Source organism: Micromonospora phaseoli, assembly GCF_900109115.1.
GTDB classification, from domain to species: domain Bacteria; phylum Actinomycetota; class Actinomycetes; order Mycobacteriales; family Micromonosporaceae; genus Micromonospora; species Micromonospora phaseoli.
Window position 1 is genome coordinate 604,406 of record NZ_FNYV01000003.1, and the last position, 12,962, is coordinate 617,367.

General features: G+C 72.1%; 12 protein-coding genes. 4 read left to right on the plus strand and 8 right to left on the minus strand.

The window, feature by feature from the left end; all coding sequences use genetic code 11:
• Window positions 1-3 precede the first annotated feature (3 nt).
• Window positions 4-1,341 (plus strand): lytic transglycosylase domain-containing protein, encoded by a 1,338-nt coding sequence (locus tag BMY89_RS11050; RefSeq protein WP_092378886.1) that lies wholly within the window; start codon window positions 4-6, stop codon window positions 1,339-1,341.
• A 72-nt stretch (window positions 1,342-1,413) separates the two neighbouring features.
• Window positions 1,414-2,430: a GNAT family N-acetyltransferase gene (locus tag BMY89_RS11055; protein ID WP_092378889.1), complete on the plus strand. Its 1,017-nt coding sequence runs from the start codon at window positions 1,414-1,416 to the stop codon at window positions 2,428-2,430.
• 94 nt (window positions 2,431-2,524) lie between these two features.
• On the opposite strand, the gene hemB is transcribed toward BMY89_RS11055, so the two are convergent.
• The 8 genes from hemB to BMY89_RS11095 all read right to left on the minus strand — a co-directional run bounded on the left by hemB (window position 2,525) and on the right by BMY89_RS11095 (window position 11,181).
• A complete protein-coding gene (gene hemB, locus BMY89_RS11060; RefSeq protein WP_092378893.1) occupies window positions 2,525-3,508 on the minus strand; it encodes a porphobilinogen synthase in 984 nt (327 codons plus the stop codon).
• A gap of 35 nt (window positions 3,509-3,543) precedes the next feature.
• On the minus strand, window positions 3,544-5,124 hold the full coding sequence (locus BMY89_RS11065) for a bifunctional uroporphyrinogen-III C-methyltransferase/uroporphyrinogen-III synthase (RefSeq protein WP_092378896.1): 1,581 nt from the start codon (window positions 5,122-5,124) through the stop codon (window positions 3,544-3,546).
• On the minus strand, window positions 5,121-6,131 hold the full coding sequence (gene hemC, locus BMY89_RS11070) for a hydroxymethylbilane synthase (protein WP_092378899.1): 1,011 nt from the start codon (window positions 6,129-6,131) through the stop codon (window positions 5,121-5,123). The genes BMY89_RS11065 and hemC overlap by 4 nt, the downstream gene beginning before the upstream one ends.
• Window positions 6,128-7,456 carry a glutamyl-tRNA reductase gene (locus BMY89_RS11075; RefSeq protein ID WP_092378900.1) on the minus strand — a complete coding sequence of 443 codons (1,329 nt, stop codon included), beginning with the start codon at window positions 7,454-7,456 and terminating at the stop codon, window positions 6,128-6,130. Before BMY89_RS11075 ends, hemC begins: the two co-directional genes overlap by 4 nt.
• Window positions 7,453-8,223, minus strand: a complete 771-nt coding sequence (locus tag BMY89_RS11080; RefSeq protein ID WP_092379320.1) for a redox-sensing transcriptional repressor Rex — start codon at window positions 8,221-8,223, stop codon at window positions 7,453-7,455. Before BMY89_RS11080 ends, BMY89_RS11075 begins: the two co-directional genes overlap by 4 nt.
• A gap of 340 nt (window positions 8,224-8,563) precedes the next feature.
• A complete protein-coding gene (locus BMY89_RS11085; protein ID WP_092378903.1) occupies window positions 8,564-9,244 on the minus strand; it encodes an HAD family hydrolase in 681 nt (226 codons plus the stop codon).
• A gap of 22 nt (window positions 9,245-9,266) precedes the next feature.
• Entirely contained in the window at window positions 9,267-9,518 is a 252-nt protein-coding gene (locus tag BMY89_RS11090; protein WP_092378906.1) for a glutaredoxin family protein, read from the minus strand.
• On the minus strand, window positions 9,511-11,181 hold the full coding sequence (locus BMY89_RS11095; protein WP_092378910.1) for an AMP-binding protein: 1,671 nt from the start codon (window positions 11,179-11,181) through the stop codon (window positions 9,511-9,513). The genes BMY89_RS11090 and BMY89_RS11095 overlap by 8 nt, the downstream gene beginning before the upstream one ends.
• 482 nt (window positions 11,182-11,663) lie before the next feature.
• Between BMY89_RS11095 and BMY89_RS30330 the strand changes: the two genes are divergently transcribed.
• Entirely contained in the window at window positions 11,664-11,810 is a 147-nt protein-coding gene (locus tag BMY89_RS30330) for a hypothetical protein (RefSeq protein WP_170147627.1), read from the plus strand.
• Window positions 11,807-12,754: an ECF subfamily RNA polymerase sigma factor, BldN family gene (locus tag BMY89_RS11100; protein WP_092378914.1), complete on the plus strand. Its 948-nt coding sequence runs from the start codon at window positions 11,807-11,809 to the stop codon at window positions 12,752-12,754. The genes BMY89_RS30330 and BMY89_RS11100 overlap by 4 nt, the downstream gene beginning before the upstream one ends.
• Window positions 12,755-12,962 lie beyond the last annotated feature (208 nt).

Sequence of the window (12,962 nt, forward strand, 5' to 3'; positions counted from 1 at the left end):
CGGGTGGCAGACGGCGAAGAGCGCACGACCCTTCGGCCCCTCCGACCGGCCACGCCGCCCGCCGGTGACGGCGTCGACCCGGTCGGACCGGCGAAGAGGCTGCCCCGGCAGCGTCGGCCCTCGCGAGGTTCCGGCGCACCGGCCACGAACGCGCCCACGGCTGCCACTGCGCCTGCGGCCGCCACTACTCCTGCGGCCGCCACGGAGACCAAGGCGACCGAGGCTGTCACGGCGAGCACGGAGCCCACGCCGGAGACCAAGGCGACCGAGGCTGTCACGACGAGCACCGGGCCCACGCCGGACGGGCCGGTGCCGGACGGCTCCAAGCCAGACGGGTCCAAGCCAGTCGGGTCCACGCCGGACGGCACTTCGCCAGACGAGTCCACGCCGGACGGGTCCACGCCGGTAGCCCGGCGCCGCCGGGTGCGCTTCGCACACGCCGTACGTCTGCCGGGGCCACGCGCCGCAGCCCGGGCGACCCGCGACTGGTCGCGGCGGCCCAGCGGACGACTCGCCCTGCCCGGGGTTTTCCTGCTCGCCCTGGTCGCGGTGACCGCCACGGCCGGCGCGCTGCTGGTTCCGGCGACGCTGGGCGCACCGCGCCCGGTGGCGGCGGACGCCTCCGCCGACACCACCGCCGAGGCACCCGGAGGTCTCCCGCCCGCCGGCACGGCACCGCCGTTCGGGGACCTTCCGCCACCCACCGCGACGCATGCACCCGGCGCGACGCCGACCGGCCTGCCCGGCGGCACGGCGCCGGTCGGCGGGCGTCCGTCCGACGCTCTGGCCGGCTGGGCGCGTGAGGTCGGCACCAAGATCGGCATCGACCCGGTCGCCATGCAGGCGTACGGATACGCCGAGCTGGTGCTCGCCGAGACCAACGCCAGTTGCACCCTGAGCTGGACCACGTTGGCCGCGATCGGCCTGGTCGAGTCCCGCCACGGCCAGGCCAACAACGCCCGGCTCGGCGCGGACGGCCGGGCGGTCCCGGAGATCATCGGCCTCCCGCTGGACGGTCAGGGTGGCCGGATGCGGATCGCCGACACCGACCGGGGTGAGATGGACGGCGACACCACCTACGACCGGGCGGTCGGCCCGATGCAGTTCATCCCGACCACCTGGCAGGAGATCGGTGCCGACGCCGACAACGACGGCCGCAAGGACCCGCACAACATTCACGACGCCGCGCTGGCCGCCGGCATGTATCTCTGCAAGGGCGGCCGCAACCTCACCATCCCAGGTGACTGGTGGAACGCCATCCTGTCGTACAACGACGTCCGCAGGTACGCCCAGGAGGTCTTCGATGCCGCGAACCGGTACGGACAGGCGAGCCGCACGTGAAGTGATCGGCCGCGCACATTGGAGAACTGGACACTTCCCCCAGGCTGCCGTTGACGGCAAGCTAGACGGGTGATGGTGCGCGAGTGGGACCCCCGGACCGCGTCGTCCGCCGAGATCGCGTCGCTGCTGGACACGCTCAACGCGGTCCTGGCGGCCGATCTTCCGCAGGATCCGCCGTGGCGGGAGAGTTCCTTGCGGGAATACCTCGCCGAGGTGATGCCGGGCGAACGGCGGATCTCCTGGGTGGCCCAGCAGGAACCGGCCTCCGACGGCACCTCCGGTGCGATCCTCGGCCAGGTGCACGTGCTGTTGCTCGGCAACATCGGTGTCCTGGAGGTGCTGGTCCATCCAGCCTTCCGGCGCAACGGGCTCGGCCGTGATCTCGTCCTACGCGCCGCCCGCCGCGTCTACCAGGAGGGCTTCGAGTCGATCGGGGTGGAGGTGGTGGGCGACACTCCCGCCGTCGCCTTCTACGAGTCGCTCGGCTTCAGCCGGGAATACGTCGAGACCCGCAGCGTGCTCGACCTCTCCGGCGTCGACTGGTCCGAGCTGGCCGGCATGTCCACCGAGGTCGCCGCCGGCTATCAGATCCAGTTCCACCCCGGTGGGCCGCCGGATGAGCTGATGGAGGCGTACGCGCGGTCCAAGGCGGAGATCCGGGACATCGAGGACGGCGAGCTGCGGCCCAGCTCGTACGATCCGCAGCGGCTGCGGGACAGCCTCGACTGCCTGCATCGACGGGGCATGACGCCGTACATCGTGCTCGCCCTGCACGAGCAGACCGGTGAGGTGGCCGGCCTGACCGAGGTGGTCGTCCCGGCCCAGCACCCGACCCGGGCCGACCAGTACGACACCATCGTGGTGCAGGATCACCGCGGCTACGGGATCGACCGCGCGATCAAGGCGCGGATGCTGCTGGAACTGCGCTCGGCCGAGCCACAGCTGACCGAGGTGCAGACCTGGAACGCCCAGGCCAACGAGGCGATGCTCAAGGTCAATGCGGAGCTTGGCTACCAGACCGATCGGGACTGGTGCGAGTACAGCGTCGACGTGGCCGACCTGGTCCACCGGCTCGACGCCGGACGCTGAGCCGTCGGCGGGGCACCTTCAGTACCGGTACCAGGTTCGGGGATCCGGAGGCGGCGGAACATCGGCGTACCTGGCCACCCGCACCTGGACCGCTTCAGTAGCGCTGGCGGAGCAGCTGGGCAGCCTCGACAGCCCAGTAGGTGAGGATGATCTGGGCACCGGCGCGGCGGATCGAGGTGAGGGTTTCCAGCATCGTCCGGTCCCGGTCGATCCACCCGTTGGCGGCGGCCGCCTCGACCATCGCGTACTCGCCGGAGACCTGGTAGGCGGCGACCGGGACGTCCACGGCGGCGCGGACCGCCGCGACCACGTCGAGGTACGGCAGGGCGGGCTTGACCATCACGATGTCGGCACCCTCGGCGACGTCCAACGCGACCTCGCGCAGCGACTCGCGCAGGTTCGCCGGGTCCTGCTGGTAGGTGCGCCGGTCCCCCTCCAACGCCGACTCCACCGCGTCCCGGAACGGGCCGTAGAACGCCGAGGCGTACTTGACGGCGTACGCCAGCACGGCCACGTCGGTGTGTCCGGCCGCGTCCAACGCCCGGCGTGCCACCCCGACCTGGCCGTCCATCATCCCGGACGCACCGACCACCGCCACCCCGGCGGCGGCCTGGGCCACCGCCATCTCGGCGTACGCGGCGAGGGTCGAGTCGTTGTCGACCTCCCCGGCCGGGGTGAGCAGACCACAGTGCCCATGGGAGGTGAACTCGTCCAGGCAGAGGTCGCTCATCACCACGCTGGCGTCGCCCACCTCGGAGACCACGTCACGGATCGCGACGTTGAGGATGCCGTCCGGGTCGGTACCGCCGGAGCCGCGCTCGTCACGCGAGGCCGGCACCCCGAACAGCATGATCCCGCCGACGCCGGCCTGCACCGCCTCCACCGCCGCCTTGCGCAGCGAGTCACGCGAGTGCTGGAGCACACCGGGCAGCGAGGCGATCGCCCGCGGCTCGGTCAACCCCTCCTTGACGAACATCGGCGCGACCAGTTCGGCCGGGTCGATACGAGTCTCGGAGACCAGCCGCCGCATCGCCGCGGTGCGGCGCAGCCGGCGTGGTCGGATCTCGGGGTACGGCATGGGCCCTCCCTGACGACTACCGCAACAACGTGCGACTACCGGAACCTCAGCGCGGTCGGCCCCTGCACCTTCGAACCACGGCGCTGCTTCGCCGGCATCGCGGCGAGCTTCTCCCGCAGCTCGACGGCGTAGCCGGCGAGCGCCTCCACCAGATCGGGGACCGAGGCGTGCGGCGGCTGCACGTCGACCCGCAGGCCGAACTCCGTCGCCGTCTCCGCAGTCTTCGGCCCGATGACGGCAACAACTGTACGCGCGTGCGGCTTGCCGGCGATGCCGACCAGGTTCCGGACCGTGGACGACGAGGTGAACAGCACCGCGTCGAACCCGCCCGACTTGATCGCGTCGCGGATCTCGGCGGGCGGCGGAGCGGCGCGTACCGTCCGGTACGCGGTCACGTCGTCGACCTCCCAACCGCGCTCGGTGAGCCCGGCGGCGAGCGTCTCGGTGGCGATGTCGGCGCGCGGCAGCAGCACCCGGCCGACCGGGTCGAGTACCTCGTCGTGCGGGGAGAACTCGGCCAGCAGCCCTTCGGAGGACTGTTCCCCGGCGGGGATCAGCTCCGGCTGGATACCGAAGGCGCGGACCGCGTCGGCGGTCGCCTCGCCGATACAGGCGATCTTCACGCCGCCGAAGTGCCGGGCGTCCAGGCCGTGCTCGCCGAACTTCTCCCAGACCGCCCGTACCGCGTTCACCGAGGTGAAGATGGTCCAGGCGTACCGGCCGTCGACCAGGCCCTTGACCGCCCGCTCCATCTGGGCCGGGGTACGCGGCGGCTCCACCGCGATCGTCGGCACCTCGCACGGGATCGCCCCGTAGGCGCGCAGTCGGGCGCTCATCGCACCGGCCTGCTCCTTGGTGCGGGGCACCAGCACCTTCCAGCCGTACAGCGGGCGGTTCTCCCACCAGCTGAGCTTGTCCCGCTGGCCCACCCCTGCACCGACGGTCAGCACGACCCGACCGGTGAAGCCGAGTGCCGCCGCGACGAACGAATCCACGCTCGACGTGGTGGTGTACTGCGTCTCGCCGGTGCCGTCTCCGGTCACCCCGACGTCGGTGTTGCCATCCACCCCGGCGGCGAGCAGCCCGTCGCGGATCGCGGCGAGGTCACCGGCGTCGACCGCCAGGGCCAGCGAACCGCGCTGCACCGCCGCGGCCAGCGCGTCGAAGTCCAGGGTGCTGACGTCCTCGACGTCGGCGGCGGTACGCACGCCCGGCAGCGGCACACCCGCGTAGGTGGCCACTCCCTCGGCCTGCCCGACCCCGGGCACCACCTCGAAGTGCGCGGCGGTACGCGCCACCGCCTGGACCTCCTTGACCACCGAGTCGTGGCCGAACGGGTCGCCGGCAACCAGGTGCACCGCGTTCTGCCCGGAACGGGCGGCCGAGATCAGCACCTTCGCCACGTCGCCCGGCGCGCCCTCCGCCGGAGTGAACTGGGCGTCCTGCCTGGCTTCGGCACGGACGACGTCGAGCAACGACTCGGGGACCCCCCGGTCGTACACCACCTGGTCGGCGTCGACCAGGGCGTCGTGCGCCCGGCGGGTCAGCAGGCCCGGGTCGCCGGGTCCAGCCCCGACGAACGCGATCCGGCCTACGGGCTTACGGGTGCGGGTCATTCTGTGCTCCCAAATTGCTGGGTCCCCAGGCCGTCGTGTGCTTGCGGGCCGAGGATCGAGTCGGCGCCGAGTTCGAGGAGTTCGGTGGCGAGTGCCTTGCCGATCTCCGCCGCGTCGGCGGGCGTACCGGTGCGGGACAGCCGGATCTCGCGGGTGCCGTCCGGGCTGATCACCGCCCCGCGCAGGTAGATCTCATCGCCGGTGTCGCCTTCCGCGACCTCGGCGTAGGCGGCGACCGGGGCGGAGCATCCGGCCTCCAGGGTGGCCAGCATCGCCCGCTCCGCGGTGACCGCGGCGCGCGACGGTGCGTCGTCGAGCAGGGCGAGCAGTTCGACCAGGTCCGGGTCGTCGGCCCGGCACTCCACCGCCAGGGCACCCTGGGCGGGTGCCGGCAGCATCATCATCGGGTCGAGCGTCTCGGTGATGGCGTCGGTCCGGTCGATGCGGGCCAGACCCGCCCGGGCCAGCACGACCGCGTCCAGGTCGGCCTCCGGTCCGAGCACCCGGCCCAGCCGGGTGTCGATGTTGCCCCGGATCGGGGTGACCGACAGTTGCAGGCCCAGCGCGTGCAGCTGGGCGATCCGGCGCAGGGCGCCGGTGCCGACACTCGCGCCGGGAGCGAGCTCCGCCAACGTCTTCCCGTCCCGGGCGACGAGCGCGTCGCGCGGGTCCTGCCGCTGCGGCACCGCGGCGATGTGCAGCCCCGGCGCGGGCGCGGTGGGCAGGTCCTTGTACGAGTGCACGGCGAAGTCGATCGTCCCGGCTACCAGCGCGTCACGCAGCGCGGAGACGAACACGCCGACACCGAGCCGGTGCACCGGGGCGTTGGAGCGGTCACCGGCGGTGACCACCTCGACCAGTTCGACGGGACGTCCGGTGCGGGCGGTCAGCGCGTCGGCGACCTGCCCGGACTGGGCCATCGCCAGTTTGCTGCCGCGGGTACCGAGGCGCAGCGGGGCGCTCGTGACGGCACTGGGTTGACGATTCGCTCGCTGCCGCTCGCTCATCGCTCACCTCCGATGGGTGGGGTGATGTCGGGCACGGTGTCGACCGGGGAGGTCTGCGGGACCTGGAGATCGAACAGTTCGCGTAGCAGGGCCGCGTACTGGTCGCCGCCGGGCTCGGCGGCGAGTTGACGGACCCGGACGGTCGGCTGGTGCAGTAGCCGCTGGACCACCCGGTGCACGGTACGGGCCACCTCGGCGCGCTGGTCGTCGGTGAGGTCGGGACGGCGCTGCGCGAGCCGACGCAGTTCGGTGGTGACCACGTCGTCCGCCCGGCCGCGCAGGGCGGCGACGGTCGGTGCCACGTCGGCGCCGCGCAGCCAGGTGAGGAAGGACTCGACCTCGCCGGCCACGATCCGCTCGACGGCGGCGGCATCCGCGGCGACCGGACCGTCGGCGAGCAGCTCCACCATCCGGTCGATGTCGATCACCTCGACGCCGGGCAGCTCGGCCACTCCGGGGCCGACGTCGCGCGGTACGGCAAGGTCGAGCAGGACCAGCGGCCCGCGTCGGGTGTCGCGTCCGGCCACCGCCGCGGCGACCACCTCGCGGGTGAGGACCGGCTCGGTCGACGCGGTGGCGGCCACCACGATGTCCACCGTGGAGAGCGTGTCGGCCAGCTCCGCCATCGGTCGCGCGCCAGCGCCGTATGACTCGGCGAGCCGGACGGCCCGGTCGGTGCTGCGGTTGGTGACGGTCAGCGGGCCGGCGCCGAGTCGGGACAGCGTGGCCACCCCCAACGAGCCCATCGCCCCGGCTCCCACGACCAGCGCGGGACGGTCGGTGAGGTCGTCGTCGAGATGGCCGGCGGCCAGCCCCAGCGCGGCGGTGACCACGCTCTGGCCGGCCCGGTCGATGCCGGTCTCGGAGTGGGCCCGCTTACCGACCCGCAGCGCCTGCTGCATCAACTCGTGCAGCAGCCGGCCCGCGGTGTCCGCACCGCTGGCCCAGTGGTACGCGTCCCGAAGTTGACCGAGGATCTGCGCCTCGCCGATCACCATCGAGTCCAGGCCCGCGGCCACCCGGAAGACGTGATCAACGGCGGCCGAGTCGAAGTGCACGTAGAGGTGGTTGGCCAGCGCGGCCGGCTGGCAACCGGCCTGCTCGGCGAGGACGGCGCAGATGTCACCGAGACCACCGTGGAAGCCGGACACCGCCGCGTAGACCTCCACCCGGTTGCAGGTGGAGACGAGGACGGCCTCACTCACGTACGGCTGTGTGACCAGGCGGTCCAGGGTGCGGTCGAGCCCGCTGGGAGGCACCGCGAGCCGTTCCAGGGTGGCGACCGGTGCGGTGCGGTAGGACGCGCCGACGACGATGAGTTTCACGTGCCGATCGCCTCCTGGCTCTCGGTGACCGCGAGACCGCCGGGCAGGGCGGTGAGGGCGGGCCCACCGGCCGCGGGGAGCGCGGTCAGGGTTGCCTTGCGGTGCTCGTGGAACGACAGGATCTGCAGCTCGATCGCGAGGTCGACCTTGCGCACGTCGACCCCTTCGGGGACCGAGAGCACGCACGGCGCGAAGTTCAGGATGCTCGTCACACCGACGGAGACCAGCTGGTCGGCCACCCGCTGCGCAGCCGCCGCGGGAGTGGCGATGACGCCGATCGCGATGGACTCCTCGGCCGCCACCCGGGGCAGCTCGTCGACGTGCCGGACGATCAGGCCGTTGATCTCCTCGCCCACCCGTTCCTGGTCGGCGTCGAAGAGAGCGGCGATCCGGAAACCACGGCCGGCGAAGCCGTCGTAGCCGGCCAGGGCGTGACCGAGATTACCCACGCCGACCAGTGCCACGGCCCGGCGCTGGGTGAGGCCGAGCACGTACTCGATCTGGTCGATCAACAGCGCCACGTCGTAGCCGACGCCCCGGGTGCCGTACGAGCCGAGCTGGGAGAGGTCTTTGCGGAGCTTGGCCGAGTTCACCCCGGCGGCGTTGGCCAGCCCTTCGCTGGAAACCGTTTCGTGACTGGTTTCGGCGAGATTGTGCAGGGCACGGAGGTACTCGGGGAGCCGGGCGACCGTCGCCTCGGGCAGGTCCGGGAGCGCCGGTACGGCACCGGCGCGGCCGGGCGCGCCAGGGTGACGGTGCTGACTCATGAGACTCCGTGCGGTGCGATCCTCGACCAACTCCACCGGTCGGCCATTTCGGGACTCCCGCTGGCGACCGATATTGCCGGCTGTGCTAGCAGGGCGCGTCGGAATTACAGAGTAGGCGCTTGTGAAGACGTGCACAAATCGCGATCTTGTCGGCACGTCCCGCGCCCCCACCAGCCCCTCCATCTCGCAAGATCGACAAATCCCCTGTCCGACCACCGCGCGATTATGACTCAATTCCGACTTCTCTGACCAATCACACGCGCCCGTCCACCGCCTCCACTGCGGTTGATCATGAGGCTGCTGCCCGGGCCGGCCGGGCGGCACCGCGCCGATTTCATGGTCAACGGGAGGTGGCGGGTGGCGATGGGGTGAGGGGAAAGGTGAGGGCCAGGTGGACGGCCTTGGTGAGGGTTTCGGCGACCGGGTGTCCCGACGCCTCAAGACGGGCCTGGTCGGTGAAGCCGCCGGCGTAGAGGACGGCCCGACCGCCGACCGAGAGCGCGGCGTCGGCGTCGTCGATCGAGTCGCCGATCAGCACCACCGAGCGGCCGTCCACGCCCAACTCGTCCAGGTGCCGGGCCAGCGACTCCGCCTTGCGGTCGCCGCCGACCTGCGCCCGCAGCCCGTCCACCCGGGCGAATCGTCCGGCCAACCCGTACGTCCGGACCGCAGGCACCAGCTCGTCGTGGAACCACATGGACAACAGCGACTGGGTACCCGGCCAGGCCGACATCGCGTCGACGGCGTCGTGGGCCAGCTCACAGGTGGTGAGCCCCACCCGGTACGCGTCATGGAAGACCCGGTCCAGCCGGCCGAACGCCTCGTCGTCCACCGCCCGCCCGAGTACCTCCGCGTAGTAGTCCGCGATCGGCCGGCGGAACCGGACCCGGTGCTCGTCCGCGGTGACCGTGGGCCCGCCCTCGCTGGCGAACACCGCGTTGGTGCAGGCCACCACCAAGTCGAGATCGTTGAGCAGGGTGCCGTTCCAGTCCCACACCAGGTGGGTGCGCGCAGGGGTCATCGCCGCACCCTATCCAGACACCTCAGAGCTGCGGGGTGGTCAGATCCCGCAGCAGTCGTTCCTCCTCGACCCGCCAGTACCCATGCTCCTTGCCATCCAGCAGCACCACCGGCAGCCGGTCGCCGTACTCGCGTTCCAGTTCGAGGTCGCCGCTGACGTCCCGCTCGGTCCACCGGTCGCCGGTGACCGCAACCACTCGGTCGAGCGCCGCCTTGGCGTCTTCGCACAGGTGGCAGCCGGGTCGGGTGATCAGGGTCAGGCGGGGCTCACGCATCGGTCTCCTCCGTCGTGCCGGCCGGTGCCGGCTGCTCGGTCTCGGGTGGGGATGCCGGGGACGGCACGGTGGGCAGTACCCAGTCGGCGGCGTCCGGCCGCGGCCGGAGCAGGGTCTTGCGTACCTTCCCGATCGCCGAACGCGGTAGGACGTCGACGAACTCGACACCGGTCGGGCACTTGAATCTGGCCAGGTTACGCGCGCTGTGAGCAATCAACTCCGGGCCGGTCACCCGGGCCCCCGGCACCGGCACCACGTACGCCCGCACAGTTTCCCCGGTCCGCGGGTGCGGCACGCCCACTACCGCCGACTCCACCACCGCCGGATGCGCCGAGAGCACCAGCTCCACCTCGTGCGGGTACACGTTGAAGCCGTTGACCAGAATCAACTCGCCCAGCCGGTCGACCAGGTAGAGGTCCCCGTCGGCGTCGGCGTACGCGACGTCACCGGTGGCCCACCAACCGTCGGCGTCCGCCCCGCCCATGCCGTCCGGCCAGTAACCGGAGAAGAGGTTCGGTCCCCGCACCACGACCTGACCGGGGTCGGTGCCGGAGGCCGGATCGGAGAGGTCCAGTTCGTCCGGGTCGTCGTCGGGCGCGGCGACACCGTCGCGCCACTGCTCGACCCCGTCCGCCCCGACCAGCCGCACCTGCACCCCGGGCAGCGGCCGGCCGATGGAGCCGGCCTTCGGCTCCCCGCCGACCAGGGTCGAGGTGAGCACCGGCGCGGTCTCGGTCAGGCCGTACCCGATGTGCACCGGCCGCCCGGCGGCCTCGGCGAAACGCGCCGCGTCCGCCGGTTCCAGTGGCGCCGCGCCGCAGACCACGACCCGCACCGCGGCCATCGCCGCGACCAGGGTGTCGGCGGGCGCCCGGGACCAGGCCTGCACCATCGACGGTACGCCGACCAGCACGCTGACCCGGTGCCGGGCGATCTCCGCGAGCGCCGCCTCCGGACCGGGGTCGTCCACGAGCACACCGGTCGCGCCATGCTGGATCACCGCGCCCAGTCCGGTGTTCAGCCCGTACGCGTGAAACAGCGGCAGTGCCAGCAGTACCGTGTCGTCCGGGCCGACCACCGGCGGGGCGATCCGGCCGATCTGCTCGTGGTTGGCCGCCAGCGCGCCGTGCGAGAGCATCGCCCCCTTGGGCCAGCCCGACGTGCCCGACGTGTAGAGCAGCATCGCCAGGTCGTCGGCGCGCCGCAGCGGAAACGCCTGCTCTCCGGCGGCCGTGGGCGGGGTGGTGTGCACCGTGTTCAACGCGGGCAGATCCGCACTGGCCAGCAGGTCGCGGATCCGTTCGGTACCGATCAGCACCGACGCGCCCGAGTCGACCAGGACGTGCCGCAGCTCGCGCGCGGTCAGGCCCGGGTTCACCGGCACCGCCGTCAACCCGGCCCGTAGCGCGCCGAGCAGGCCGATCACGAACTCCGGCGAGTTCGGCAACGCCACGGCGACCCGGGCCGGCGGTTCGGTGGCCGGCACGTCCGACACCGCCTGGGCCAACGCCCGAGCCGTCCCGGTCACCGCCACGTCCAGTTCGGACCAGGTGATCGTCCGGTCCTGCCAGTGCAGCGCGGGCTTGCCGGCGTGCAGCCGCGCCGCCCGACGGAGACGGTCGGCGAGGTTGGGCCCGCTGGCTGCGTCTGGGTCCTGCACCATGGCTGAGTCTGGGTCCTGCACGGTGGCTGAGTCTGGCACAGCGTGACCCGCCCGGCCATGCCCTGCGGCCGTCGGTCGGCGTCGTGGTCCGTCACGCCCGTCCGCGAACCGTCCGGCGACGGCGGAACACAGTCCCGTACACGGAACTTCCGCAGGGTCACCGACGGTGCGGGACGGACGCGGTGCGGCATCGCCGCCAGTGTCGGACCGGGGCGTTCGGCCGACCTCCAGCGACCCCGGCCACAGCTGGTCGATCCCGGCCCCCAGCAGGGCTAACAGTGATTCCACCACGGAACAGCCGGGCGCTCGATTGTCAACCACACCCGACGGACAAGCGGTCCGCCAGGTGTGCGACACGTCGGGAAATACTTTGGCCCTGTGTAACGGACTTGCCACGCGCGGGTGACGTTGGCCCTATCATCACTCGGGTCGGCTCACCCCATTTGCCGTGAGTCGACACCCCTCAGCCCGAGGAGGCCCCCGTGCCGTTGAGCGCATTGGACCAGCACCTCAAGGGGATCTGCCGCCCGCCGGCACATCCCGCCGCCGCTCTGCCCGACGGTCACCCGCCCGGGCAGTCGGTCGTCGCCCGCGCGGCGACGACCGAGGGAACGGAGGCGGCGCGATGACCGCCTTCGGCTTCGCGGAGCGCCCGGTCGGCCTGACCGGTCCGGCCGCCCGCAACCCGGTCAACGAGCGCGGCGGCGTCCACGGCCCGCAGGACACGACGGGCAACCTCACCGTCCGGGGCGAGAGCGCCGCGCGGCGGGTGGGCAGCCGGCCACACCAGAACGAGCCACCACATCGACCATCGGTGCCGGGCGGGAACGCCAAACCCGCCGGCGGTCGGGTCGCCTCCCCCAGCCGGCCGACGATGCCGGCTCAGGCCCGACGCAGCGGAGACGCACCGGTCACCGAGGTGTCGACCACCGAGACCGCGGTGCTCCCGGCCGTGACCAGCCCGGCCGACACGTCCACCGGGTTCCCGAGCCGACCCGACCCGTCCGATCCGGCCACCGAGGTCTGGACCCTGGTCGAACGCGCCCAGGCCGGTGAGGCCGAGGCATTCGGACTGATCTACGACCGCTACGTCGACACCGTCTTCCGCTTCGTCTACTTCCGGGTCGGCAACCGCCAACTCGCCGAGGACCTCACCTCCGACACGTTCCTGCGCGCCCTCAAGCGGATCGGCAGTTTCACCTGGCAGGGGCGCGACCTCGGGGCCTGGCTGGTGACCATCGCCCGCAACCTGGTCGCCGACCACTTCAAGTCCGGCCGGTACCGGCTGGAGGTGACCACCGGCGATGTGCTGGACGCCGACCGCGAGGATCGCGGTCCGGAGGGCAGCCCGGAAGCGGCCGTCGTGGAGCACATCACCAACGTCGCGCTGTTGACGGCCGTCAAACGCCTCAATCCCGAGCAGCAGGAGTGCATCGTGCTCCGCTTCCTGCAGGGCTTCTCGGTGGCGGAGACGGCCCGGGCGATGGGCAAGAACGAGGGCGCGATCAAGGCGCTGCAGTACCGGGCGGTCCGCGCCCTGGCTCGGCTGCTTCCGGACGGCTTCCAGCCGTAGCGCCGACACCGGCACAGTCGCCGCCATCGGCCGCCGCACCTGGCGACCCGGCCCACCTCATGGTCGGAAAGCGATCACTTTGCGTAATTTTCGACACCGGCCCGCCCGTAACCCGCCCCCGGTTTGGCGCGTTTTTCCGGGTGCGACCGGTAACAGGCCGGGAACACCCGGGCCCTCCGGATGACCTGCGACGGAGCCGACGACGGCC

Excerpts from the sequence above, each read along its gene's own strand:
- hemC (WP_092378899.1), bottom strand. The coding sequence starts at position 6,131 with ATGAGCGAGCGGCAGCGAGCGAATCGTCAACCCAGTGCCGTCACGAGC.
- BMY89_RS11055 (WP_092378889.1), top strand. The coding sequence starts at position 1,414 with ATGGTGCGCGAGTGGGACCCCCGGACCGCGTCGTCCGCCGAGATCGCG.
- BMY89_RS11100 (WP_092378914.1), top strand. The coding sequence starts at position 11,807 with ATGACCGCCTTCGGCTTCGCGGAGCGCCCGGTCGGCCTGACCGGTCCG.
- BMY89_RS11080 (WP_092379320.1), bottom strand. The coding sequence starts at position 8,223 with ATGAGTCAGCACCGTCACCCTGGCGCGCCCGGCCGCGCCGGTGCCGTA.
- BMY89_RS11095 (WP_092378910.1), bottom strand. The coding sequence starts at position 11,181 with ATGGTGCAGGACCCAGACGCAGCCAGCGGGCCCAACCTCGCCGACCGT.
- BMY89_RS11090 (WP_092378906.1), bottom strand. The coding sequence starts at position 9,518 with ATGCGTGAGCCCCGCCTGACCCTGATCACCCGACCCGGCTGCCACCTG.
- BMY89_RS11065 (WP_092378896.1), bottom strand. The coding sequence starts at position 5,124 with ATGACCCGCACCCGTAAGCCCGTAGGCCGGATCGCGTTCGTCGGGGCT.
- hemB (WP_092378893.1), bottom strand. The coding sequence starts at position 3,508 with ATGCCGTACCCCGAGATCCGACCACGCCGGCTGCGCCGCACCGCGGCG.
- BMY89_RS11085 (WP_092378903.1), bottom strand. The coding sequence starts at position 9,244 with ATGACCCCTGCGCGCACCCACCTGGTGTGGGACTGGAACGGCACCCTG.